The 25338-nt window shown below is 66.4% G+C and carries 21 protein-coding genes; 7 read left to right on the forward strand and 14 right to left on the reverse strand.

Going from position 1 to position 25338, the window contains the following annotated elements:
* Window positions 1-12 precede the first annotated feature (12 nt).
* The 12 genes from WNM05_RS14835 to WNM05_RS14890 form a co-directional block, all read right to left on the reverse strand.
* Window positions 13-1038 carry an MBL fold metallo-hydrolase gene (locus tag WNM05_RS14835; protein ID WP_434628109.1) on the reverse strand — a complete coding sequence of 342 codons (1026 nt, stop codon included), beginning with the start codon at window positions 1036-1038 and terminating at the stop codon, window positions 13-15.
* Window positions 1039-1144: 106 nt separating this feature from the next.
* Window positions 1145-2611: a DUF3138 family protein gene (locus tag WNM05_RS14840; protein WP_434628112.1), complete on the reverse strand. Its 1467-nt coding sequence runs from the start codon at window positions 2609-2611 to the stop codon at window positions 1145-1147.
* A gap of 48 nt (window positions 2612-2659) precedes the next feature.
* Complete coding sequence (locus tag WNM05_RS14845) at window positions 2660-3499, reverse strand: ABC transporter permease subunit (protein WP_434628114.1); 840 nt, start codon at window positions 3497-3499, stop codon at window positions 2660-2662.
* Window positions 3496-4404: an ABC transporter permease subunit gene (locus WNM05_RS14850; protein ID WP_434628117.1), complete on the reverse strand. Its 909-nt coding sequence runs from the start codon at window positions 4402-4404 to the stop codon at window positions 3496-3498. The genes WNM05_RS14845 and WNM05_RS14850 overlap by 4 nt, the downstream gene beginning before the upstream one ends.
* 157 nt (window positions 4405-4561) lie before the next feature.
* Window positions 4562-5662 carry a polyamine ABC transporter substrate-binding protein gene (locus WNM05_RS14855; protein WP_434628120.1) on the reverse strand — a complete coding sequence of 367 codons (1101 nt, stop codon included), beginning with the start codon at window positions 5660-5662 and terminating at the stop codon, window positions 4562-4564.
* A gap of 676 nt (window positions 5663-6338) precedes the next feature.
* Complete coding sequence (gene yegQ, locus WNM05_RS14860; RefSeq protein WP_434635154.1) at window positions 6339-7685, reverse strand: tRNA 5-hydroxyuridine modification protein YegQ; 1347 nt, start codon at window positions 7683-7685, stop codon at window positions 6339-6341.
* A gap of 25 nt (window positions 7686-7710) precedes the next feature.
* The gene (locus tag WNM05_RS14865) at window positions 7711-8130 is read right to left on the reverse strand and encodes a hypothetical protein (protein WP_434628122.1); all 420 of its coding nucleotides are present in this window, start codon (window positions 8128-8130) and stop codon (window positions 7711-7713) included.
* A gap of 156 nt (window positions 8131-8286) precedes the next feature.
* Complete coding sequence (locus WNM05_RS14870; protein WP_434628124.1) at window positions 8287-8502, reverse strand: hypothetical protein; 216 nt, start codon at window positions 8500-8502, stop codon at window positions 8287-8289.
* Window positions 8499-9356 (reverse strand): ferritin-like domain-containing protein, encoded by an 858-nt coding sequence (locus tag WNM05_RS14875; RefSeq protein WP_434628127.1) that lies wholly within the window; start codon window positions 9354-9356, stop codon window positions 8499-8501. The genes WNM05_RS14870 and WNM05_RS14875 overlap by 4 nt, the downstream gene beginning before the upstream one ends.
* Before the next feature lie 44 nt (window positions 9357-9400).
* A complete protein-coding gene (locus tag WNM05_RS14880; protein ID WP_434628130.1) occupies window positions 9401-13246 on the reverse strand; it encodes an ATP-binding protein in 3846 nt (1281 codons plus the stop codon).
* Window positions 13247-13282: 36 nt separating this feature from the next.
* Entirely contained in the window at window positions 13283-14014 is a 732-nt protein-coding gene (locus WNM05_RS14885; protein WP_434628132.1) for a response regulator, read from the reverse strand.
* Window positions 14015-14025: 11 nt separating this feature from the next.
* Window positions 14026-15240, reverse strand: a complete 1215-nt coding sequence (locus WNM05_RS14890) for an EAL domain-containing response regulator (RefSeq protein ID WP_434628135.1) — start codon at window positions 15238-15240, stop codon at window positions 14026-14028.
* Between the two features lie 256 nt (window positions 15241-15496).
* Between WNM05_RS14890 and fliW the strand changes: the two genes are divergently transcribed.
* The gene (fliW, locus tag WNM05_RS14895) at window positions 15497-15940 is read left to right on the forward strand and encodes a flagellar assembly protein FliW (RefSeq protein ID WP_434628138.1); all 444 of its coding nucleotides are present in this window, start codon (window positions 15497-15499) and stop codon (window positions 15938-15940) included.
* Window positions 15937-16509: a DNA-3-methyladenine glycosylase I gene (locus tag WNM05_RS14900; protein ID WP_434628141.1), complete on the forward strand. Its 573-nt coding sequence runs from the start codon at window positions 15937-15939 to the stop codon at window positions 16507-16509. The genes fliW and WNM05_RS14900 overlap by 4 nt, the downstream gene beginning before the upstream one ends.
* Window positions 16510-16558: 49 nt before the next feature.
* Here WNM05_RS14900 and clpB read toward each other — a convergent pair whose 3' ends face one another.
* Window positions 16559-19138, reverse strand: a complete 2580-nt coding sequence (clpB, locus tag WNM05_RS14905; protein WP_434628143.1) for an ATP-dependent chaperone ClpB — start codon at window positions 19136-19138, stop codon at window positions 16559-16561.
* A 177-nt stretch (window positions 19139-19315) separates the two neighbouring features.
* Between clpB and mnmC the strand changes: the two genes are divergently transcribed.
* Window positions 19316-21319, forward strand: a complete 2004-nt coding sequence (gene mnmC / locus WNM05_RS14910) for a bifunctional tRNA (5-methylaminomethyl-2-thiouridine)(34)-methyltransferase MnmD/FAD-dependent 5-carboxymethylaminomethyl-2-thiouridine(34) oxidoreductase MnmC (RefSeq protein WP_434628145.1) — start codon at window positions 19316-19318, stop codon at window positions 21317-21319.
* Here the strand turns inward: mnmC and WNM05_RS14915 are convergent, their stop codons facing one another.
* Window positions 21320-21745, reverse strand: coding sequence for an acyl-CoA thioesterase (locus WNM05_RS14915; RefSeq protein ID WP_434628147.1), 426 nt, complete (start codon window positions 21743-21745; stop codon window positions 21320-21322).
* Window positions 21746-22120: 375 nt separating this feature from the next.
* Here WNM05_RS14915 and crcB point away from each other — a divergent pair, with 375 nt between their 5' ends.
* The 4 genes from crcB (at window position 22121) to WNM05_RS14935 (ending at window position 25249) form a co-directional block, all read left to right on the forward strand.
* Window positions 22121-22501 carry a fluoride efflux transporter CrcB gene (gene crcB, locus WNM05_RS14920; RefSeq protein WP_434628150.1) on the forward strand — a complete coding sequence of 127 codons (381 nt, stop codon included), beginning with the start codon at window positions 22121-22123 and terminating at the stop codon, window positions 22499-22501.
* Window positions 22502-22647: 146 nt separating this feature from the next.
* Window positions 22648-23685, forward strand: coding sequence for an ABC transporter substrate-binding protein (locus tag WNM05_RS14925; protein WP_434628152.1), 1038 nt, complete (start codon window positions 22648-22650; stop codon window positions 23683-23685).
* Window positions 23682-24470 (forward strand): ABC transporter ATP-binding protein, encoded by a 789-nt coding sequence (locus tag WNM05_RS14930; RefSeq protein ID WP_434628155.1) that lies wholly within the window; start codon window positions 23682-23684, stop codon window positions 24468-24470. The genes WNM05_RS14925 and WNM05_RS14930 overlap by 4 nt, the downstream gene beginning before the upstream one ends.
* Window positions 24464-25249: an ABC transporter permease gene (locus WNM05_RS14935; RefSeq protein WP_434628158.1), complete on the forward strand. Its 786-nt coding sequence runs from the start codon at window positions 24464-24466 to the stop codon at window positions 25247-25249. The genes WNM05_RS14930 and WNM05_RS14935 overlap by 7 nt, the downstream gene beginning before the upstream one ends.
* Window positions 25250-25338 lie beyond the last annotated feature (89 nt).

Genomic DNA, 25338 nt, shown 5'->3' on the forward strand with positions numbered 1-25338 from the left:
ACTGCAGACGAATCACGCGTCCAGCCAGAAGGTCTCGCCTATCGCCGGCACGCCGAAATCGGCCGGATCGACGCCGCTGCGCGCCAGCGCCTCGGCCAGATCCAGCGGCGGCTGGTGCAGCGGCTCGTCGGTCAGCACGAAGCTGCCCCAGTGCACCGCCAGCGCCCGCCGCGGCTGGACGATGCGGAAAATCTCCACCGCCTCGGCCGGATCGATGTGCTGGGCGGCCAGGAACCAGCGCGGCTGGTAGGCGCCTATCGGCAACAGCGCCAGATCGACCTTGCCCAGATGCTCGGCGATGCGCGCGAAAAGCTCCGGATGATACCCGGTATCGCCCGGATACCAAAGCTGGACGCCGCCGCCCGCCGCCGCGAAACCGCCCCACAGCGCGCGGTTGCGGTCGCCCCAGGCCCAGCGCTTGCTCCAGTGCTGCGCCGGCGTCAGCGTCAGATCCACCTCCCCGTGGCGGTGGCGCTCCCACCAGTCCAGCTCGACGACGCGATCTGCCGGCGCCCCCGCCCGCCGCAGCGTCGCGCCGACGCCCAGCGGCGCGACGAACAGCGGCGCGCCGCCGGGCTGCGCCGCCAACCGGCTCAAGGTGGCGAAATCGAGATGGTCGTAGTGATTGTGCGTCACCATCACCACGTCGATATGCGGCAGCGCGCCCAGCGGCAAGGCCGGCGGCAGCAGCCGCTTCGGCCCGGCCCATTGCAGCGGCGACGCGCGCTCGGACCAGACCGGGTCCAGCAGCAGATTGACGCCGGCCAGCTGGATCAAGCCGCTGGCGTGGCCTATCCAGGTGTAGGACGGGCGATCGCGGTTGGCCGCCAGCGCGGCGGCGTCCGGCACGACGCAGCGGATGTCCTGCAGCCGGTGCGCCGCGCGCAAGCGGCGCCGCTGCCATCTCCAGCGCGCCAGATCGGCGAAACGCGGCTGCTTGAACGGATACAGATTGCGATAGCCGGCCGGACCGTGATGGGCGCGGGCGGGATCGGGACGATAGCGCGGCAGAGGCCAGCGCAGCAGATCGAGAAGCATGATCGGAGGAAGCGGCTTCGCGCGAAATGAAATGATAAAGGCATTTTGCCGCAAGGCGGGCAAATAAAAAAGCGGCGGGCCGGGCCCGCCGCCTCCCCGGCCGCGATCAGAAGCTGTAGACCGCCTGGGCGCCCAGCATGTCGTTGCTTCGCTTCAGACTGCCGTCGTTGCGCTGGAACACCGCCTGGCTGGCCCAGTCGTGCCGGTATTCCAGCTTCAGCGTCAGTTGGTCGGTCGGGAAGAACAGCAGGTCGGCGGTCAGCGCCTGGCGGTTCGCGCCCTTGCAGTCGGTGGCGCCGCTGGCCAGGCAGGCCGGATCGACGCCGAAGCCGTTGACGCCGTCATAGCCGCCGCTGCCCAGCGCCACGCCGCCTCCTCCGCCGCCGTTCTTGCTGTTGTTCAGATAGTCGTAGCGCAGCGTGGCGCCCATCTTGCCGAGCGTCTCCGTCATCCACTTGCGGTGGCCCAGCAGCGACACGCCGTACCACTGCGCCTGCCCGCCGTTCCAGGCCGCCTTCTGCTGCTGGCCGTAGTCCAGCTCGGCGTTGTAGATCACGTCGCCCAGCGTGTAGCTGGCGTCGGCCTCGACGAAGAAGTAGTTGGAATACGGATCGGTCGCCCCGCACTGGTAGCCGAAGCCGCTGCTGCAGCCACTGCCGGTCAGCAGCGTCTGCCGCCCGGCGTTGAACGAGCCGCCCAGGTCCAGCGCGCTGCTCCAGGTGTAGTCGACGCGGGCGGTGACAGTCGGCGTGTTGTTGCTCTTGACCTGGGGATTGCCGTTGGCGGCGTTGGTGCCGGTATTGGCCAGATTGGCGTGGGTGCGGTACTGCTCGTTGGCCAGCAGGAATTTCCACGCCCAGACGTCGTGGCTCCAGGCGAAGCCGGCGCCGACATAGCTGCCCGGATCGCTGAAGTCGTACAGCAGACCGTGCGACAGCGTCACCATCTGGTTGGACTGTTGCACCTCGTAGCCGCCGAAACTGTTCTGCAGGCCGGCGTTGACGCTCCAGGTGTCGGACAGCGGGAAGTTGACCACCGCCGTGTTGATGATGTTGTTGCCGCTGCCGCCGTCCAGCAGCGTGTTGCCCGAGCCGCGGTTGGGCATGATGGTGATTTCGGCGCTGGGGGCGGTCGGCCCGACGCCGAAGGTCTTCTTGATGTCCAGATAGACGTCGCCGAAGGTGCTGTTGCTGTAGGCGTAGGTGTTCTGGTGGTTCAGGAACTGGAAGCCGGCGCTGTTCTGCGCCCGGTTGTAGACATAGGTCGGGTCGACATAGCCGGTGATGCTCAGGCCGGCCAGCGGGCCGTCGGTGGCGGCGGTATTGAGCTTGTCCACCTTCAGCTCCATATTCGCCACCCTCTCCTTCAGCTCGGTATTGGCGTCGTCGGCCGCAGCCGCGGCCGGCGCAGGCTTGCTCGCCGCCGCGGCGTCCACCGCCTTCTGCAAGGCCTCCATCTGCTGCTGCAGCTTCTGCATCTGGGCTCTGAGCCTGGCGATCTCGTCCGCCTTCGCGTCGGCCAGCGCCGCGCCGGGCAGCGCCGCGATCAGGGCGCTGATCAATATCCTCTTCATCGTCATTTCTCCTTGTTCCGCACCGTCGTTGTCGTTTTCCTGCCGCCTTCAACCATTGGCGAAGGCCAGGCGCATCTCCCTGTCCCGCTTGCGCGCCAGCGCCCCCATATAGACATTGGCCGCCACCACGCCCAGCGAAACCAGCACGATGAACAAGGTGGCCAGCGCGTTCATTTCCGGATTCAGGCCCAGCCGCACGCGGGAGAAGATCACCATCGGCAGCGTGGTGGAGCCGGGACCGGACAGGAAGGCGGTCAGCACCAGATCGTCCAGCGACAGCGTGAACGACAGCAGCCAGCCCGACACCAGCGCCTGCGAGATCAGCGGCAGCGTGATGACGAAGAACACCTTCAGCGGCCGCGCGCCCAGGTCCATCGCCGCCTCCTCGAGCGACAGGTTCAGCTCCCTCACCCGCGACTGCACGACGATGGTGACGTAGGACACGCACAGCATCACGTGGCCTATCCAGATGGTGAACACCCCCCGCCCCTCCGGCCAGCCGAAGCTCTGCTCCATCGCGACGAACAGCAGCAGCAGCGAGATGCCCTGTATCACCTCGGGAATCACCAAGGGCGCGTTGATCATGCCGGTGAACAGCGTGAACAGCCGGAAACGGCCGAAACGGCCCAGCACGAAGCCGGCCCAGGTGCCCATCACCACCGACGCCGTCGCCGTCATCAGCGCGATCTTCAGGCTCAGCCAGGCGGCGCCGATCAACTCGTCGTCGTCCAGCAGCGCGGCGTACCACTTGGTGGAAAAGCCCGACCACACCGTCACCAGCTTCGATTCGTTGAACGAGTACAGCACCAGCAGCGCGATGGGGAGGTAGAGGAAGGTGTAGCCCAGTCCCAGCACCAGAAAGGACAACGGTTTGCTCGGCTTGATCATCGCGCTTCCTCCATGGTCTTGACCTGGTAGTGCTGGAACAGCGCCATCGGCACCAGCAGCAACAGCACCATGCAGCAGGTGACGGTGGCCGCCATCGGCCAATCCAGATTGTTGAAGAACTCCTCCCACATCACCCGGCCTATCATCAGCGTATCCGAGCCGCCCAGCAGTTCCGGAATCACGTACTCGCCGACCGCCGGGATGAAGACCAGCAGGCTGCCGGCGATGATGCCGTTCTTGGACAGCGGCAGCGTCACCTGCCAGAACGCGCGCCACGGCTTGGCGCCCAGGTCGTAGGCCGCCTCCAGCAGCGTCAGGTCCATCTTCACCAGATGGGCGTACAAGGGCATGATCATGAAGGGCAGATAGGAGAAGACCATGCCGATGTAGACGCCCCAATTGGTGTGGTACAGGTGCAGCGGACTGTCTATCACGCCCAGCCACAGCAGGAACTGGTTCAGGAAACCGTCGTTCTTCAATATGCCTATCCAGGCGTAGACGCGGATCAGGTAGGAGGTCCAGAACGGCAGCATCACCATCATCATCAGCGTGTTGCGCGTCGTCCCCTCTGCCCGGGCGATGTAATAGGCCATCGGGTAGCCGAGCAACAGGCACAGCACGGTGGAGAAGAAGGCCATCTTGACCGAGCTGATATAAGTGGCGAAATACAGGTCGTCGCCCAGCATGAACTTGTAGTGGCCGATATTGAGCGCGATGGTGTAGACATCGTTCTCAAACCGGGTCAACGGCGTGTACGGCGGGATGCCGAGCTGCTGCTGCGAAAAGCTGATGCCCACCACCAGCAGGAAGGGCAGCAGGAAGAACACGAACAGGAACAGGAAGGGCACGCCGATCACGGCGCCCCTGCCCGACGGCAAGAAGCGTTTCAGAACGGTTTGTTTCATGGTGGCACCACGGTTTCGACATTGCGTCCCGCCGGCGGGTCCCGCCCGCCGGCACCATCCGCCCCGCCGCGCGCGGCGGGCGATGTTCCACGGTTGTCCGGCCGTCCCGGCCAGGCCGGGCGGCGGACTGATTGTTATGCGGTCTTGCCTGAACGGCTCAGCGGCCGGTCTTCAGCTGCGTCCACAGCCGGTTCTGCAGCCGCATGATGTCGGCCGGCAGCGGCTTCAGCAGGAACAGCGTCTTCATCACCGACTCGGGCGGATAGATGGTCGGATCGTTGGCGATCTCCGGCTTGACGAATTTGCGCGCCGCCGCGTTGACGGTCGGGTAGAACACCTCGTCGGTGATCGCCGCGTTGACTTCCGGCGTCTCGATGTAGTTGATCCACCTGAGCGCGGCCTCCGGATGCGGCGCGTCCTTCGGAACCACCATCACGTCGAACCAGATCGGCGCGCCGGACTTCGGAATCACGTAGCCCAGCTGGTAGGCGCGCTTCGCCTCGGCGGCGCGGTGCTTGGCGATGTTGATGTCGCCGGACCAGCCCAGCGCCAGGCAGATGTCGCCGTTGGCCAGGTCGTTGATGTAGCCGGACGAGTTGAACTGGGTGATGTAGGGGCGGATCTTCTTCAATGCCTCGAAGGCGGCCTGGTAGTCGGCCGGGTTCTTGCTGTTCGGGTCCTTGCCCAGATGATGCAGCGTGACGGCGAACACGTCGTTGGCCTGGTCCAGCACCGATACGCCGCAGCCCTTCAGCTTGGACACGTATTTCGGATCGAACAGGATGTCCCAGCTGTCCAGCGGCGCGCCATTGCCCAGCAAGGCCTTGACCTTGGTGTAGTTGTAGCCGAGGCCGTCGGTGCCGTAGGCCCACGGCACGCCGTGGGCGTTGCCCGGATCGGCGTCGACGATCTTGGCCATCAGCGCCTTGTCCAGATTGGCCAGATTGGGAATCTTGGATTTGTCGAGCTTCTGGTAGATGCCGGCCTCGATCTGCTTGGCCATGAAGTTGGAAGTGGGCACGACGATGTCGTAGCCGGCGCGGCCGGTCAGCATCTTGGCCTGCAGCGTGTCGTCGCTGTCGTAGACGTCGTACTTGACCTTGATGCCGCTCTGCTTCTCGAAGCCGGGTATCGTGGACTTGGCGATGTAGTCGGACCAGTTGTAGACGTTGAGCACCTTGTCCTCCGCCAGCGCGCCCGAGGCCGGCAACAACAGCAACAGCGAGTACAGCACTTTGCGAACCAGTTTCTTGCTCATGACAGGCTTCCTAAGTAGCACGACCATAAAGGCTCCCGGTCCGGGCCGGGAGAGCCGGAGAACGCAATCTTCAATCGCAGGACCGCTGCTGCTGCCACACTGCCAACATACACCGTGGGCAGGCGCGCGCAATATGTCCGTGCGTTACGGCATGTAAAACGGAATTCCGTATGGAATCAGCGGGATGTGCAGAGGAAGGCGGGAGGGCCGGGGCGCGGGAAAGGAAGGGGCAGGACCGATGCGGACGACAAATGGACGGATGCGCGACAGTCGGGTCGGAAGCAGGCGATTTGCATCATGGTTTCCTCTCTCACTCTCCATGCGCGGCGTTGGTGTTTAATAAATTCCACGCCGCTTGCTTTATGTCACTACTTTTTAATCACAATTACTTACGCTGGCAATAGCGCCCGGCTTGTCCGACACGAAAAAAACGGCGCCGGCGCGGCGGCGCGGTCCGGACCGTTTATGATCATCAACATCGGCGCGCTATTGGCTGCGGCCGCGCCAGCCATGCCGGTCGGCCAATCAAGACATTGTCATAATCGGAATTCACCCACCGCCCCGCGACGCCGCCGGCCTCGTCCCTCAGTGGAAATCCCGCAACACCGCGGTACCGGCCATGCAAACAAAAAGGCCGCCAACGGCGGCCTTTACGAAAGACGGCGACAGCCGCGGCTTACAGCAGGCGGGTGATCAGCGCCCTGCCGTCGTAACCGGCCATGCCGGGGATGCGCACCTGCATGCCGTTGCCCGGCGCGACCTGAACCGCCTCGCCGTTGCGGGTCATCTCGGCCAGCTCGATCACGCGGTTGCCGGACGGGTGGATCACCTCCAGCTTGTCGCCGACGGCGAAGCGGTTCTTCACCTCGATCAGCGCCCAGCCGTCGGCGTCCACCTCGATCACGTCGCCGACATACTGGCTCTGCTTGGCCTTGGAGTGGCCGGTCAGATAGTTCTGGTATTCCTGGGTCTGATGGCGCTCCAGGAAGCCCGGCGTGTAGCCGCGGTTGGCCAGGCCGTCCAGATCGGCCAGCAGGCCCAGGTCGAACGGGCGGCCGGCGACGGCGTCGTCGATGGCCTTGCGGTAGACCTGGGCGGCGCGCGCGACGTAGTACAGGCTCTTGGTGCGGCCTTCGATCTTCAGCGAATCGACGCCTATCCTGACCAGCTTCTCCACCTGCTCGACGGCGCGCAGGTCCTTGGAGTTCATGATATAGGTGCCATGCTCGTCCTCGATGATAGGCATCAACTCGCCCGGACGGCTGCCTTCCTCGATCAGATAGGTCTTGTCGGCCAGCGGATGGCGCTGTTGGCTGCCGCAGGACGAGAAGCTCTGGTTGGCCTCTTCCATCGCCTTGTTGAAGTCGAACTGGATCACCTGGACGTCGCCGGCGGCGTCGCCCTCGGTGTCGTGCACCTTGTAGTCCCAGCGGCAGGCGTTGGTACAGGTGCCCTGGTTCGGATCGCGGTGGTTGAAGTAGCCGGACAGCAGGCAACGGCCGGAATAGGCGATGCACAAGGCGCCGTGCACGAACACTTCCAGCTCCATGTCCGGGCATTCCTGGCGGATCTCGGCGATCTCGTCCAGGCTGAGCTCGCGCGACAGGATGATGCGAGACACGCCCAGCTTCTGCCAGAACTTGACGCCCATGTAGTTGACGGTGTTCGCCTGAACCGACAGATGGATCGGCACTTCCGGCCACTTCTCGCGCACCATCATGATCAGGCCGGGATCGGCCATGATCAGCGCGTCGGGCTTCATCGCGATCACCGGCTCCATATCGGCCATATAGGTCTTGATCTTGCTGTTGTGCGGCAGGATGTTGCTGGCGACGAAGAACTGTTTGCCTCGGGCGTGGGCCTCGTCTATGCCCTGCTTCAGCTCTTCCAGCTTGAAATCGTTGTTGCGGGCGCGCAGGCTGTAGCGCGGCTGGCCGGCGTAGACGGCGTCGGCGCCGAAGTCGTAGGCGGCGCGCATCTTGTCCAGCGTGCCGGCGGGCAGCAAGAGTTCTGGTGCTTTGATCATTGCGTGGGGAATTCTCGGTGTATCAGTTGAGCAGGCAGGACACCGGCAGCGGCTGCTTGTCCGGCTTGACGAAGGCCTTGCGCGCGGAGTCGGCGGCGAGGCGCTCCGCCGAGTAATACTGTTCCAGCACGGCGCGGGCGTCCTGCGCCAGGTCGGCGCAGCTGTCCAGAAAGGCCTGCCAGTCCTGCGTCAAGGCCGGGCAGGACTCGACGCGGCTGTAGGCGATGGCCAGCAGCGCCATCGTCAGCGTGTGGTTGTACTTGGTCGCCGCGCCGTTGGCCATCGCGTAACGCGACAGCGCGTGCGCGCAGCGTGCCGCCGCCTCCGGCGCCGGGTACTCCCGGCGATAGCCCCAGGCCGCGTACAGATGGGCTGTGTGGTTGAAATCCGATGCAGGCAGCGAATGGGTTTCCAGCTGACGCAGGAATACCTGATGCTCCATGGTGCAGACACTCCGCAAGTGCAAAAAACGACAGGCTCGCCCAGCAGGGGAGCCTGTTGACTAAATATCCGGCGCGATTATGCGCGGCCCGGATGGCATCGTCAAGCCCGCGTGACGCGTTGCCGCAACTTTAAGCCGCTGTTTTTAAAAGCCGTTTCATTTTCGTGGTTTTTGTAAAAGCACGCACAGCGAGGCCAGCTGCATGCCCAGCGCCGGCAGCATCAGCACCGGACACAGCAGGCGCAGCAAGGCGCTGTCCGCCTGCCCTCCCTGCCACAGGCCGGACAGGGCCGCGAACAACAAGGTGGACAGGGCCAGCATCGCCAGCGACAGCTTGCGGCTGCGCTGCATGCGCTTGATCAGGTTCATCATCGGGTACCGCCTGTTTTTTCGGATGGGAAATCGGTCGCCGCGGCCGCCTCGCCGAGGCGGGCCAGCTCGGCCAGCTCGTCGGCGAAGAAGCCTGCGGCCGCGCGAGCGCTCAGATTGTAGTCGCCGGGATGGAGGCGCACGCCGTGCTCGTCCAGCAGCCGCAGAAAAGTGGGCTGCGGCGCCAGGCCGCGCTGGCGGCACAGTTCGCCGAACCAGCGGTTGCCTATCGCGACATGGCCGACCTCGTCGCGCAGGATGATGTCCAGCACCGCGACGCTGTCGTCGTCGCCTATGCCGGCCAGCTTCCGCTGTATCCCCGGCGTGACGTCCAGCCCGCGGGCCTCGAGCACCCTGGGCACCAGCGCCATCCGCGCCAGCGCGTCGTGGTCGGTCTTGCGGCACATCGCCCACAGGCCGTCGTGCGCCGGAAAATCGCCATATACGAAGCCCAGCGCCGCCAGCCTGCCTTGCAGCAGGCGGAAATGGCCGGCCTCCTCGGCCGCGACCCGCAGCCAGTCGCCGACGAAGGCGTCCGGCATGTCGCGGAAGCGCCAGGCGGCGTCCAGCGCCAGATTGACGGCATTGAATTCGATGTGGGCGATCGCGTGCAGCAGGGCGCCATGGCCCTGCCGGGTGGACAGGCCCCGGCGCGGCACCCGCGCCGGATGCACCAGCTCGGGCCGTTCCGGCCGGCCCGCCTGCGGCAGCGGATACGGCGGCGCGGCGTCCGAGCGCGCCAGCCGCCCGGCGTCCCAGTCCCGCCTGACGCGCTCGGCCAGCGCCAGCTTGTCCTCCACCACCGGACACAACAGCGCCGTTTCCAGCAAGGAATACAACGATTGCTCTCGGTTCATGGGCGGATTCTAAAACGCCGCGCCGCGACAGGCAAAGCCGGGCGTCAGCCTATGGTCTCGGTCTGCTTCCCCAGCCAGTCCTCGAACACGGCCAGCCTGGCCTCGAAAGTCTCCATCGCCTGGTGCGCCAGTTCCAGGTTCCGTCCCTTGCCGGCCTTTTCCACCGCCTCGGCGGCATCGCCCATCGCATTGGCGCCGACCATGCGGCTGGCGCCCTTGATCCGGTGCGCGGAGAAGCCGACCCGCTCGGCGTCGTCGGCCGCCAGCGCCGCGCGCAGCTCGGCGACGTCCTCGTTGTTGCCGGTCTGGAATTCGCGCAGGATTTCCAATTCCACGCTCAGTTCACCGTTGCTGTACACCTCGAGCACGCTGCGGTCGACCGGCGGCGGCGCCCCGGCGGGCTCGGCCGCCGGCGCCGCCTCGGCCCGCGCGTCCTCCGCCGCGGCCGGCGTTTCCGTCCCGCCGCCGCCCTGCCCCATCCATTTGCTCAGCACCGCCTCCAGCGAGTAGATGGACAGCGGCTTGGTCAGGAAATCGTCCATGCCGGCCTCCCGGGTCTTGTCCATTTCCTCCTTGGCGGCGTTGGCGGTGCAGGCGACGATGGGAATGCGGCCGCGCTCCGGATGCGACTCCTCGTGCGCGCGCACCAGCCTCGCCAGCTGGTAGCCGTCTATGCCCGGCATATGGCAGTCGGTCAGGATCAGCGAATAGCGGCCGGCCAGCCATTTACTGAAGGCGCGGTCGCCGTCCTCGGCCCAATCGGCCGGATAGCCCAGTTTCTCCAGCTGCTTCAGCGTCAACTTGCGGTTGGTCGGATTGTCCTCGGCGAACAGTATCGGGAACAGGCTCTGTCCGGACGCGCCGGCGTCGGCTCTGCCCGCCGGCTCCAGCGGCATCGGCTGCTCCGGCAGCACCACCGGCTCGACCTGCTCGGCCAGCCACTCCAGCTCCAGCAGCAACCTCGCGCAGCTGCCCTTGCCCTGCTCGCTCTCCATTTCGACATGGCCGCCCATCAGCCCGGCCAGCCGCCGGCAGATCGCGAGGCCTAGACCGGTGCCGCCGAAACGGCGGGTGGTTTCCGAGTCGGCCTGGGTGAACGGCTGGAACAGCTTGTTCAGTTGCTCCAGCGACATGCCGATGCCGGTATCGACGACCTCGAAGCTCAGCACCTGGTAGTTGGCGATGGTGTCCATCACCTTGACCAGGATGTCGACGCGGCCGCTGGAGGTGAACTTGATGGCGTTGCTGATGAAGTTCTGCAGGATCTGCCGGACCCGCAGCGGGTCCATCACCAGCGTCGGCGCCAGCTTCTCGTCCAGCGTCAGCGTCAACTCCAGGCCCTTCTTGTTGGCGTTCTCCTGGTACAGGCTGCGCACGCTGTCCATGAACGGCCGCACCGCCGTGCGGGCCGGCACGATCTCCAGCCGGTCGGCCTCGATCTTGGAGAAGTCGAGGATGTCGTCTATCAGCCGCAACAGCGTGTTGGCGGAGTCCTGTATCGTCGACACGGTGTCGCGCTGCTCGCCGTCCAGCCGGGTCATCGCCAGCAGCTCCAGCATGCCCAGCACGCCGTTCATCGGCGTGCGTATCTCGTGGCTCATCGTCGCGAGGAAGGCGCTCTTGGCGCGGTTGGCGGCATTGGCCTGGTCGCGCGCCATCCGCAGCTCGAACTCCGCCATCTTGCGCTCGGTGATGTCGAGGCAGGCCAGGATGATCACCGACTCCGCGGCGTCGGGAAACAGCAGCTGGCCCTCGAACAGCACCCAGATCGGCCTGCCGGTGCCGGTCAGGCATTCGAGCTCGCAATGGATGCGGGCGTTGTCCTGCTGCATCTTGGACATCTGTTCGGCCAGCTCGTACCAGCCGTGTTCGGACGCCAGCAGCTCCATCAGATGCATGCCGGACAGGCCGTATTCGTCGCCGACATCGAAAATGCCCTCGGCGGTCAGGTTGGCCCGGGTGATCTGGAAATGCTCGTTCAGCCGCAACAGGCCGACCGGCGACGCCGAATAGACCGCCTCCTCCTCCTGCAGCACCGCGCGCAGCTGCGCCTCCGAAAGCTTGCGGCGGTCCTCCTCGGCGTAAAAGCCCAGGATGTTGGCGTAGGCGCCCATCAAGGGCAGGATGCTGATGCCCAGCAACGACAGCGTCGGCCTCAGCAGGCAGACGCCGGCGGCGGCCTCGCCGCCCAGCATCACCGGCAGCGACACCCAGGACGGCTGCGCCGACAGGCTGCGGAACAAACCGGCCAGCGGCGCCGCCGCCTGCGACAGCTGCTGTATCGTCGGCAGGAAGTCGGGCCAGTCGCCGGCCTGCAGATGCAGCATCTCGTCGTCGCCGTCGCGCGCCGACCATGCGACCAGGATGCAGCGCTCGGAGCTGGTGAAGTCGACGAAGGTATCGTGCAGCCGCTGGAACACCTGGCCGCGCTCGGCGCGCGACAACAGCATCGATTCGACCTCGGAGATCACCGACAACAACGCCACGCTGCGTTCCAGCGACGTTTCCGCCAGTCGGCGCTTGTGCTCGTCGCGGACGATCAGGATATTCAACGGCGGGTCGGTGTCCTCGAGAAAGCGGCTGACGGTCAGCATCGCGTGGAAGCGCTCGCCGCCGCTGCCCATGCCCTCTACCGGCAGCGTACGTCCCACCTGCACCTCCAGCCCCGCCATCACCGCGTGCAACTCGTCGTCCATCACGAACAGCTGCCGCACCGGCATGCCGATCAGCGTGTCCATTTCATAACCGAACATCCGGCCGGCGCCCTCGTTGGCCATGTCTATCACGCCGTCCGGATTGACCACCAGCATCGAATCGCCGGACACGTCCAGCATGCGCTGCAGGAAATCCAGCGGCTTCAGCACCTTGCGCACCATCACAAAGAGCAGGAAGGCCAGCAGCGCGAGCACCGCCACGCCGAACAGGCCCTCGCGCAGCAGAATGCGCCGGTAGTAGCGGCGGTTCTCCTGCGCCACTTGATCCGCCCGGGTAGAGACGATGCGTTGCGAACGCTGCAACACATCGGTCAGCTGGCGCAGATTCAGCACGTAGTCGTTGGCCTGGCGGAATTGCAGCTTGCCGTCCAGCTGCTCCAGCTGCAGCTGCACCAACAGCTGCTGCTTGTTCGCCATCTGCGACAGCTGGGAGAACTGCTCGGACAGCTGCGGATCGTTCAGGCTGCCTATGCGCAGCTGCAGCTTGGACAGCGTCAGCATCGCCGCGCTCAGACGTCGCGCCAGATCCTCCTCCACCCGGCGGTCCAGCCTGTGCTCCAGCTCCTCGCGCAGCACCAGCGACTGCGCGTTGGAGCGCAGCCAGAAATCCAGCGTGCGCACATCCTGGGTCAGCCACGCCAGATTGTTGATCCGCGCGTCGCCGCTGGCCGCCATCTGCACCACGTTCTCGTCCAGCAGGTGCTGGATCCGTTCCTGCACCTCGCGCGACTGCTCGAACAGGGTGGTGGTCAAGGCCTCACGCTCGTCGACTGCGGCCGACAATGCCGCGCGCGCCTGGGAACGCATCTGCTGGAATTGGTGGAATGATTGCCGCAGCTGGGCCATGCGGTCGGCGACGCGCGCCTGGTCGCGGCCGTGCAGCGAAGTGATCAGCGTCAGGAAGCGCTCGTCCACCTGGCGCGCCAAGCGGTCGAGCTGGGCCATCTCGACCGCGGTGGGCGGCTGCCGTCGCAGCAGCAGCATGCGCATCTGGCCGCTTTCCTGATGCTGCAGGCCGGCAAACTGGAACAGCAGCGCCGAATCCTGGTTCTGCTCGACCAGCTGGCCGGCCTCCTCGTATTCATCCCAGGCCTGCCATTGCAATTGCAGCATCACGCTGGCCTGCAGCAGGCCCAGCAGCAGCACGATGGCCAGCACGCTGCGCCCGATCGCCATCGCCTGTCTGTGCCGCGGCCTGGCCTCCGTCATGTCCTAATGCCCCACTGTCGGATTGGCCGCCGCGTCGTTGACTTCCATCACATAGAGCTGCGACACGCCGTAGCGGTCGCGGTGATTCTTCAGCACCGCCAGCTGGTTGGCGGAAATGGTCGCCCCGCGCGGCAGCAGCAGGTGGCCGGCCTTGTTGCGCAGATCTCGCGTCAGCATCGCCCCCGGCTTGACATCGTCCAGCAGCAGGCAGTGCTCCTCCGGCTCCTCCTGGTAGACCAGGCCGCGGACTTCGAACAGGCGGCCGAACACCTTCTTGTCGTAATCGGTGCCGGTGGCCACATGGTAATAGGCGAAAGGATCGATTTCCGGCCGCGGCCGCTGCAACGCCGCCTGGATCGCCTTCTCGACATCGGCCGGTTTCGGCGGTTTCACGACGAAGCCGTCGGCGTGCAGCTGGCTGGCCAGCACCACATTGGCGCGGTCGGCGTGGCCGGACAGGAAGACGAAGGGCAGATTGGAAGCATTGGCGGTATGGCCGCAGCGCAGCTCCTTCAACAGGTCCATGCCGTTCATCGGCAGCATCTGCACGTCGCACAGCACGATGTCGACCATGCGGATGTCCAGCATCCGCATCGCGATGGTGCCGTCCGCCGCCTGGAAAATCGATTCCTGCTTGACGCCCATATGGTGCAGGGCCTGCGCGATCAGCGTGCGGACCAGGGTCTGGTCGTCGACGATCAGCATGCGCAGGCGGGCGAAGTCGGTCGGAGCCATCGCATCCTCCCTCATTCGACGGCCGCTTCGGCGCCGGACTTGCCGCCCAGGCTGTCCGCGGTCATCGCGACCAGATCCTGCTCCGGCACCGTCGGCGCCAGATGTCTGCCGACGCCGTGCGGGCAGCCCAGCGCCGTCGCCAGCGCCACGCTCTCCTCGTCGTCCAGACCGGTCGCGCAGACGGCGGCCTGTGGCAGGCCGAAATAACGCAACAGCCGGAACGCGCCGGCATCCTCCCCCAGCAGCGTCCGCAGCCAGCTCAGCGTCTGAGCCGGCACATTGACCTGGTCGAACGGAAACTTCAGCAGATTGCTGATCGTCAGCGAGCCGGCGCCGAAACCGTCGGCGAGCAGCCGGAAGCCCAGGTATTTGATCTTGGCGACGTTCTCGAAGCACAGGGCCCCCGAACGCCGGCTCAAGCCGTCGGCCAGCTCGAAACCGATCCGGTGCGCCGCGACGCCGTATTGCTGCAACAGCGCGAAGCAGTGGTCGAAGACGTTGTCGGCGCCGAGGCAGGCCTCGTCGATGCGGATATTCATCGGACACTCGTCCAGCGCGGTATGCTCGCCGATCTGAAGCAGCAGCCGCGCCATCCGCTCGACCACCGTCTCCAGCGCCACCGCTGAAGCCATGCGCCTCCCGGCCAGCAAGGTCAGCAGATGGTCGAAGTCGTAGCGGCCGCCGGCCACGCTCAGCGCGCTCAGCGAAAAGCCCTGCAGCCGCCGGTCGGCCAGCGAGAACACCGGGGCGAACTCCAGCCGGTAGTTGTCCTTGCAGACCTCGTCCAGCAGCGCCTCGATGTCTACGCCCGGCGGCGGGCCGTTCCGCTCCATCGCGTTGAAGATACTGTTCAGCGTGGCGACGAAGGCTTCGGCGGAATACGGCTTGGACAGGAAACGGGTGCAGGCGATGCCCAGATTGGCCGACATGTCGGCTATCGTCTGCAGCGTCTTGCCGTCGTACCCGGAGATGATCAGCAGCGCGCCCTGATAGCCGAGCCGGGCGACATTCTTGATGAAATCGATGCCGTTCATGCCCGGCATGCCGATGTCGGTGATCACCAGATGGTAGCCGCCCTCGGCGATGCTGCGCATCGCCTCCGCCGGATCGCTGAATTCGTCGATGTCGACGGCGAAGCGGTTGAAGAAGCTCGCCTGTCGCGAAATCAGCTTGCGCAGCACCAGCTGATCGTCGAGGATCAGGAACCGCTTCGGTTTCAGCTCCATGCCAGACCGCCCCTTTCCTGACGGAACCGGACCCGGCCACAAGCGCCGGGCGCAGACGCGCCGCCTTGACTTGCCGATTATGATGAGTGAGCGCTGTGTGAAAAACCGCGGCGCGCCGCGGGCGCTTCCCGCTCCGGCGCTAAGACATTCGCGTAACATCACGTAACGCAATACCATGTATAGGCTGACAACTTTATCAGCACAAGCGGGCATGCCCTCACGCCCGCCGCAACCGCCCACGCCTGAGGAGAATCCCGTGCGCTTCGATTCCAACCAATTGGGCAGCGTCGAAGTCGACGAAGCCACCGTCATCACTTTCCCGCAGGGCATTCCCGCGCTGGAAAACTGCACCCGCTTCAAACTGTTCCACGACATCACCCACCCGCTGCCGCAAGTCTATTGGCTGCAGTCGCTGGACGACCCCGGCGTGACGTTCAGCCTGGCCCTGCCGGACCGCTTGGGCGTGCGCCTGCAGATCGAGCTGACCGACGAGGAGGTGGCCGAGCTTCAGCTGTCCGGACCGCAGGATGCCGCCGTCCTGCTGATGCTGTACCGACCGTTGGACGCGCAGCGCGAATCCCATCCGGCGCTCGGCGCGCTGCAGGCCAATCTGTGCAATCCGCTGGTGATCAGCCTGGCGTCGCGGCGCGGCATCCAGAAAACCGGCCTGCTGATCGACGTCCTGCTGCATACGCCATGAAGGAAACGCCACGCTGCCCCTGGTGCGGCGACGATCCGCTGTACGTCGCCTACCATGACGAGGAATGGGGCCGTCCCGAGCGCGACGACCGCAAACTGTTCGAGATGCTGGTGCTGGAAGGCGCGCAGGCCGGGCTGTCCTGGATCACCATACTGAGAAAGCGCGAAGGCTATCGCGCCGCCTTCCACGGCTTCGAGCCGGAAAAGGTGGCCGCGATGAGCGACGACGACGTCGAGCGGCTGATGCTGGACGCCGGCATCGTCCGCAACCGGCTGAAGATCAACAGCGCCATCCGCAACGCCAAGGTCTTCCTGCGGATGCAGCGGGAGCACGGCAGCTTCGCCGACTGGCTGTGGGCGCATGTCGACGGCAAACCGATCTTGCGGCGCCTCGACGACGAGCGGGTGCCGGCCAGCACCGAGCTGTCCGATCACATCAGCAAATCGCTGAAGAAGGCCGGCATGAACTTCGTCGGCAGCACGGTGATCTACGCCTATCTGCAGGCCTGCGGCGTCGTCAACGACCACCTGCCCGGCTGCTTCCTGCATCCGGAGCGGCCCGGACGATGAAAAACGGCCGCTCGCGCGGCCGTTTTTTCCTTCCGCAACGCGGACGGACTCAGTCGAAGACCAGCCGGCCGTCGCGCGCCTCCACCATCACCGTCGCCTTCGGCGGGTACTTGCCGGCCAGTATCGCCTTGGCCAGCGGATTCTCCAGCTCGGCCTGTATCGCCCGCTTCAGCGGCCGCGCGCCGTAGACCGGGTCGAAGCCGGTCTCGGACAACAGCGCCAGCGCCCCGTCGCTGATCTGCAGATTCAGCTCCAGCTTGGCCAGCCGCGCCTCCAGACCCTTCAGCTGGATGCGGGCGATGGCCTGGATGTGCTTCTCGTCCAGGCCGTGGAACACCACCACCTCGTCGATGCGGTTGATGAACTCCGGCCGGAACTGGGTCTTGACCTCGGCCATCACGGCCAGCTTGATCACCTGGTAGTCGTCGGTGGCCATCGCCTGGATCTGCTGGCTGCCGATATTCGACGTCATCACGATCACCGTGTTCTTGAAATCGACGGTGCGGCCCTGACCGTCGGTCAGCCTGCCGTCGTCCAGCACCTGCAGCAGCACGTTGAACACGTCCGGATGCGCCTTCTCCACCTCGTCCAGCAGGATGACGCTGTACGGCTTGCGGCGCACCTGCTCGGTCAGATAGCCGCCCTCCTCGTAGCCGACGTAGCCGGGCGGCGCGCCGATCAGCCGGGCCACCGAATGCTTCTCCATGTATTCCGACATGTCGATGCGGATCAGATGGTCCTCGCTGTCGAACAGGAAGCCGGCCAGCGTCTTGCACAGCTCGGTCTTGCCGACCCCGGTCGGCCCGAGGAAGAGGAAGGAGCCGTAGGGCTTGTTCGGATCGGCCAGACCGGCGCGCGAACGGCGGATCGCGTCGGCCACCGCCGTCACCGCCTCGTCCTGGCCGACCACGCGCCGATGCAGCACGTCCTCCATCTTCAACAGCTTCTCGCGCTCGCCTGTCAGCATCTTGGACACCGGGATGCCGGTGGCGCGGCTGACCACCTCGGCGATCTCCTCGGCGCCGACCTGGGTGCGCAGCAGGCGGTTGGGCTTGGCTTCGCCTTGGTCTCCGGCGGCCTCGGCCTCCTTCAGCCGCGCCTCCAGCTGCGGCAGCTTGCCGTACTGCAGCTCGGCCAGCTTCTGCCAGTCGCCCCGGCGCTTCAGCTCGTCCATGTCCACCTTCAGGCGGTCGATTTCCTCGCGTATGGTCTGCGTGCCCTGCTGGGCGGCCTTCTCGGCCTTCCAGATCTCCTCAAGATCGGCGTATTCGCGCGACAGCGCGGCGATCTCGTCCTCGATCAGCTTCAGCCGCTTCTGGCTGGCCTCGTCGCTTTCCTTGTTCACCGCCTCGCGTTCTATCTTCAGCTGGATCAGCCGGCGGTCCAGCCTGTCCATCGCCTCCGGCTTCGAGTCCAGTTCCATCTTGATGCGGCTGGCGGCCTCGTCTATCAGGTCGATGGCCTTGTCCGGCAGGAAGCGGTCGGTGATGTAGCGCTGCGACAGTTCCGCCGCGGCGACGATGGCCGGGTCGGTGATGTCGACGCCGTGGTGGATCTCGTACTTTTCCTGCAGGCCGCGCAGGATGGCGATGGTGTCCTCGACCGACGGCTCGCCGACCAGCACCTTCTGGAAGCGACGCTCCAGCGCGGCGTCCTTCTCGATGTACTTGCGATACTCGTCCAGCGTGGTCGCGCCTATGCAGTGCAGCTCGCCGCGCGCCAGCGCCGGCTTCAGCATATTGCCGGCGTCCATCGCGCCGTCGGCCTTGCCGGCGCCGACCAGCGTGTGGATCTCGTCGATGAAGATCAGCGTCTGGCCGTCGTCCCTGGCCAGATCGTTCAGCACCGCCTTCAGCCTCTCCTCGAACTCGCCGCGATATTTGGCGCCGGCGATCAGGGCCGCCAGGTCCAGCACCAAGAGGCGCTTGTTCTTCAGGCTTTCCGGCACCTCGCCGTTGACGATGCGCTGCGCCAGGCCCTCGACGATGGCGGTCTTGCCGACGCCGGGCTCGCCTATCAGCACCGGATTGTTCTTGGTGCGGCGCTGCAGCACCTGGATCGCGCGGCGGATCTCGTCGTCGCGGCCTATCACCGGATCGAGCTTGCCCTGGCGGGCGCGCTCGGTCAGGTCCAGCGTGAACTTCTTCAGCGCCTCGCGCTGGCCCTCGGCATCGGCGCTGGCGACGCTCTCGCCGCCGCGCACCGCGTCGATGGCCGCCTGGATGGACGCATGGTTGCCGCCGTGCTCTTTCAGCAGGCGGCCGGTCTCGCCCTTGTCCTGGGACAGCGCCGACAGGAACAGCTCGCTGGCGATGAAGTCGTCGCCGAGCTTCATCGCGATCTTGTCGGCGACGTTCAGCAGATTGGCCAGATCGCGCGACACGGTGATCTCGCCGCCGGCGCCCTGCACCCGCGGCAGGCGCTCGACGGCCTGCTTCAGGCCGCCCTTCAGCGCCGGCACATTGACGCCGGCGCGGGCCAGCAGGCCGCCGACGCCGGCCTCGGCGTCGTCCAGCATGGCCAGCAGCAGGTGCTGCGGCTCGATATAGGCGTTGTCGTTCGCCACGGCCAGGCTCTGGGCATCGCCCAGCGCCTGCTGGAATTTGGTGGTCAGTTTGTCGAATCGCATCGTTGCGGCTCCCTGGAAGGACTGTCGATGACTGTCATTTTGGGGAGGTCCTTAACCATTTCAAGAGTGCCGGCATTCTCCTCGCCGCGGTGGAATCGTCGCATCGGCCGTGCGACAATTCCCGCTGACCGAAACAGCCGGTCCGCGCCGCAGCGGCCGCGGGCCTTTGTGCATACCATGACTAGCAAGAACGTCCCCGGCATCGCCCCGCATGCCGAACTGGCCTGGCAGGACGGCCAGCCGCAATCCGTCGCCTTCGGCGACGTGTACTTTTCCCGCGATTCCGGCCTGGAGGAAACCCGCCACGTCTTCCTGCGCCACAATCAGCTGGAGGAGCGCTTCGCCGCGCTGCGGCCGGCCTCCCAGTTCGTCATCGCCGAGACCGGCTTCGGCACCGGCCTGAATTTCCTCTGCGCCTGGCAGTGCTTCGCGGCGCAGGCGCCCGCCGACGCGCGGCTGCATTTCGTCAGCGCCGAGAAATACCCGCTGACGCCGGCCGACCTCGCCCGTGCGCTGGCGCTGTGGCCGCAGCTGGCCGCGCTATCGACGGAACTGCTGGAGCAATACGACGCGCTGACGCCCGGCTGGCACCGCTTCGTGCTGGCCGAAGGCCGGGTGATGCTGACGCTGATGATCGGCGATGTGCTGGACGTGCTGCCGCGGCTGGACGCCCGCGTCGATGCCTGGTTCCTCGACGGCTTCGCGCCGTCCAGGAACCCCGATATGTGGCAGCAGGCGCTGTTCGACCAGATGGCGCGGCTGTCCGCCCCCGGCGCCAGCTTCGCCACCTTCACCAGCGCCGGCGAAGTCAGGCGCGGACTGGCCGCCGCCGGATTCGACGTGCGCAAGGCGCCGGGACACGGCCGCAAGCGCCACATCTGTCACGGCTGGATCGCCGAGCCGCCCAGCCCCGGCTGGCAACCGCCGTGGTATGCGCGGCCGCCGCAGCGCTGGCGCGAACGCAGCGCCATCGTGGTCGGCGGCGGCATTTCCGGCGCGGCCACCGCCCGCAGCCTGGCCGGCCGCGGCTGGCAGGTGACGCTGATAGAACGTCTGCCTCACCTCGCCGGCGCCGCCTCCGGCAATCCGCAGGGCGTGCTCTACGCCAAGCTGTCGCCCCACCTGACGCCGCTGTCGCGGCTGGTGCTGGCCGGCTACGGCTACAGCCTGAGGACGCTGCGCCGCCTGCTGCCGCAAGGCGCCGACTGGCAGGCCTGCGGCGTGCTGCAGCTGGCCCACGACGAACAGGAGGCCGCCAAGCAGCAGGCACTGGCGCGGCTGGGCCTGCCGCCGGCCGTCGTCCGGCCGCTGGACCGGGACGAGGCCAGCGAAATGGCCGGCGTGGCCTTGCCGCAGGGCGGCCTGTTCTTCCCGCAAGGCGGCTGGGCGCATCCGCCGGCGCTGGTCCGCCGACTGGCCGAGCACCCCAATATCGCGCTGCGTGCCGGCCGCACCGCGCTGGAACTGAGCTACGATCCGGCCCAGCGCAGTTGGACGGCCAGCGACGAAAGCGGCGCGCTGGCGGTGGCTTCGGTCGTGGTGCTGGCCGGCGCGGCGGAAACCGCCCAGTTCGACCCGGCCAGCCACCTGCCGCTGAAAAAGATACGCGGCCAGATCACCAGCATCGCCGCCACCGAGCAAAGCGCCCGGCTGCGAACCGTGCTGTGCGGCGAAGGCTATGTCTCGCCGGCGCGGCAGGGACGCCACTGCCTGGGCGCCACCTTCAAGTTCGACGACGACGATCTGGCCTTGCGCGACGGCGAGCACCGGGAGAACCTGGCGATGCTGGCCGAACTGTCCCCGGCCCTGCGCGCCAGCCTCGCCGACGACGCGCCGGAGCAGTTGGAGGGCCGCGCCTCCTACCGCTGCACCAGTCCCGACTATCTGCCGCTGATCGGCCCGCTGGCGGCGGCTCGCGACTTCGTCGACCGCTACCGCGACCTGGCGCGGGACGCCACGCTGAAACCGGAACAGGCCTGCCCGTGGCTGGAAGGGCTTTACGTCAATACCGCCCATGGCTCGCGCGGCCTGATCACCGCGCCGCTGTCCGGCGAGATCCTGGCTGCGCTGCTGGAAGGCGAGCCGGCGCCGCTGCCGACGGAACTGATGCAGGCGGTGCACCCGAGCCGCTTCCTGCTGCGCGACCTGATACGCCGCAAGCTGGCCGCGGACGCGTCCTGATCAGGCCGCCGGCAAGGCGGCCGTGATCGCCGCGCGGATGGCGTCGGGAATCGGCACCGACTTTTCCGCCCGGTAGTCGACCCAGACCAGCGTCACCTCGGCGCTGGCGTAAACCGTGTCCGGGTCGCCCTGCCGGTAGAAGCGGTGGCGCAGCTTCAGGCTGCTGCCGCCGAGCTTTTCCAGTTCGATGGTGATTTCCACCGTCGCCGGGTACACCAGCGCCTTGCGGTAGCTGCAGCGGGTGTCGGCCAGCACCGGACCGACCCCGCTCGGCTCGATGCCGAAGCCTATGCTCTCCAGCCACTCGATGCGGATCTGCTCCAGATAGCGGAAATAATAGGTATTGTTCAGATGCCCCACCGCATCCATATCGCCCCAGCGCATCGCGATCGCGCGGCGGTCGATGACGGGAAACTGCGTAGTCAAGACGGTTCCTTTCGCTGTAGTCCGGTTGGCAATCATACGGCAAAACACCTGACCGGTAGCCGAGGCAGGCATGCCAAGCCCATTGTTTTGCGAAAGTGTTAACCCTGCCGGAATTTCATTACACCCCGTCACATAAGCCATCAACAATCACGCTACTGCCGGCTCGGCGCCGGTCGGATAATTACCTCGTCAGTTCACGGGATTCCTTCGGAGCCCGCGAGCCGGACGCGATCGGATTGCCTACCGCAGTTCGATCACCTGAGCGAAGGTGCAATTCAGAGCCCCCCTGGGGCTCTTTTTTTTATCCTTTCGTCCCCTAGGCGAAAGCCTCCTCGCCATGCAGAATGGCATTCCCGCCACCGATATCGCCAGACCATGTGGAAATCGATACTCGCCGTCTCCGGCGGCGCCGCGCTGGGCGCCCTGCTGCGCTGGTTGCTGGGCCTGCGGCTGAACAGCCTGTTCCCGGCGCTGCCGCCCGGCACGCTGGCGGCCAATCTGATAGGCGGCTACATCATAGGCGTGGCCGTCGCCTGCTTCGCCGACCTGCCCAATCTGTCGCCGATGTGGCGGCTGCTGATCATCACCGGTTTCTGCGGCGGCCTGACCACCTTCTCCACCTTTTCGGCCGAAGTCGTCGACCTGCTGCGCCAGGGCCAGTTGCTGCCGGCGCTGACCTCCATCGCCATCCATGTCAGCGGTTCGCTGCTGATGACCGCAGCCGGCATCGCCAGCTGGCAGCTGCTGCGGCGCTGAGCGGCCCTTTTCCCCGCCAAGCCCGGACCGGAGGAAACTTTCGCGAACGGCGCAAGGTCATTCCCATTGACTCGTATGCACTAGAACCAGATTCGCAGCGGAATGTCACCGTCTGCACGCCTGTCCACCTGCCCTGAGGGAAAGAAATGAATCGCCATTCGCGCCGCGCCGTCCTATCGCTGGGTTTCGCCTGCTTGCTGCTTGCGCCGCTGTCACAGGCCGCGCCGGCCCCGGGACCGGAAAAGCGGGAGATCACGATAGCGGTCGGCGGCGTCGGCGTGATGTATTACCTGCCCTTCGCGATCGCCAAGCAGCGGGGCTATTTCCGCGACGCGGGGCTGAACGTCGAAGTCGTCGATTTTCCGGGCGGCGCGAAGGCCTTGCAGGCGCTGATCGGCGGCAGCGCCGACCTGGTTTCGGGTTCGTTCGAACACGTGCTGCAGATGCAGGCCAAGGGACAGGACATCCAGTCCATCGTCACGCAGGGCGATATGCCGGGCTTGGCGCTGATGCTGCGCAAGGACAAGGCTGCGTCCTGGCGCTCGCCGGCCAGCCTGAAAGGACTGAAGGTCGGGATCAGCGCGCCGGGCTCCAGCACCCAGCTGTTCCTGAACGCGCTGCTGGCCAAGGCCGGGCTGAAGCCGGACGCCGTGTCGGTGATAGGCGTCGGCACCGGCGCCACGGCGGTCGCCGCGCTGGAGAGCGGCCAGATCGACGCGCTGGTCGGCGTCGACCCCAGCGTCAGCGTGCTGGAGAAGCACGGCAGCGCCGTCGCCGTCGTCGATACCCGCAAACCGGGCGACAGCAAGGCGGTATACGGCGGCAGCTATGCCGCCGGGGCCATCTACGCCAAGACCGGCTTCATACGCGACCATCCGAGGACCGCCCAGGCGGTGGCCGACGCGATGGCGCGCTCGCTGGCCTGGCTGAAACAGGCGACGCCGCAGCAGATCGTCGCGGCCGTCCCTCCCGCCTTCTACGGCAAGAACCAGGCCGTCTACCAGCAGGCGCTGGCCAAGAACCTCCCCTCATACACCGCCGGCGGCGTGATGACGGCCGAAGCGGCGCGCAACGTCTACCAATCGCTGCTGCCGGGCAATCCGGCGCTGAGGCGGATCAAGCTGGAATCCTGTTACGACAACCGTTTCGTCCTGCAGGCCGGCAAGCGGACGGCGACGCCGTGACGCCGTCGGCGCTCGCCTTCGAAAACGTCACGGCCGGCTATGCGCCCGGCCGGCCCGTCGTCGAGCGATTCGACCTGCAATTGATGCCGGGCGAGTTTCTGGCGCTGGTCGGCCCGTCCGGCTGCGGCAAATCGACGCTGCTGAATCTCGCCGCCGGCCTGCAGGCGCCCGACGCGGGACGGGTGACGGTCGACGGCCGCCCGCTGACCGGACTGAACCGCCGCGCCGCTTACATGCAACAGGCCGACACGTTGCTGCCGTGGAAATCCGTGCTGGACAATGTGGCGCTGGGCCCGATCTTGCGCGGCATGGACAAGGCGGAGGCCCGACGGCTCGCGCGGCAATGGCTGCGGACCGTCGGCCTGGATGCCGATGCCGAGCGCTATCCGGCGCAACTGTCCGGCGGCATGAAAAAACGGGTGGCGCTGGCGCAGATGCTGATCACCGACGCGTCCATCCTGTTGCTGGACGAGCCGTTCTCGGCGCTGGACGCGCAGCTGAGGCAGCAGATGGGCACCGAACTGCTGCGCCTGATGCGCGCGGGACGCCGGTCGGCGCTGCTGATCACCCATGACCTGCAGGAAGCCATCGCGCTGGCCGATCGGGTGGTGGTGCTGTCGGCGGGTCCCCGCTGCAAGGTGGTGGAAAGCCTGGCCATCGAACTGCCCCGCCCCCGCGTCGTCGAGGACATGCTGCAAGAGTCCCGCTTCATGGACTATCACGCGGCGCTGTGGGGCGTGCTGAGGCGGCAGGTCCGACCGGACGGATCGGAGGCGGCATGCTGACGGCGCGACCGATGACCCTGGCGGGCCTGCGGCTGGGGCTGTTGCTGGCCATGTTCGGCGCCTGGTGGGCGTTGACCGCCAGCGAAATCCTGCCGCCCTTCTTCTTCGGCGAGCCGGCCAAGGTCGGCCGGCAGCTGCTGGACTGGTTCGTCGACGGAGCCGTGTTCACCCACCTGGGCGTGACGCTGCTGGAAACGCTGCTGGCCCTGCTGATCGGCTCGCTCGCCGGCGCCGGCATCGGCCTGTGGCTGGCGCTGTCGCCATTGGCCGCGGCGTTGCTGGACCCCTACATCAAGGCGGCCAACGCGATGCCCAGGGTGGTGCTGGCGCCCATCTTCGCGGTCTGGTTCGGCTTGGGCGTCGCGTCCAAGGTCGCGCTGGGATTCACCCTGGTGTTCTTCGTGGTGTTCTTCAACGTCTACCAGGGCGTGCGGGAGGTCGATCCGCGGCTGCTGGCCAACGCCCGCATGCTCGGCGCCGGACGGCGCCAGCTGATGCGGCATGTCTACCTGCCGTCGGCCGCCGGCTGGCTGTTCTCCAGCATGCACAACGCCGTCGGCATGGCCTTCGTCGGCGCCGTCGTCGGCGAGTATCTCGGCTCGGCGCGGGGCATGGGCTATCTGATCCTGCAGGCGGAGGGCATGTTCGACATCAATGCCGTCATCGCCGGCATCGTCGTGCTGACCGGCTGCGCGCTGGGGCTGGACGCGCTGGTCAGCTGGGCCGAGCGGCGCGCCCTGCACTGGCGTCCGACGGCCAGGACCGAGGCCGGGGGATAGCAACGGCAGGAAACGGCCCCGGAGGGCCGCCCGGCCAGCAGGCCGGGCGGCGATGCTCACAAAAAGACCTTGAACAGGCTCTAAGTATT

The sequence above is a fragment of the Chromobacterium sp. CV08 genome, from assembly GCF_051129845.1.
In the GTDB taxonomy this organism is placed as follows: Bacteria; Pseudomonadota; Gammaproteobacteria; order Burkholderiales; family Chromobacteriaceae; genus Chromobacterium.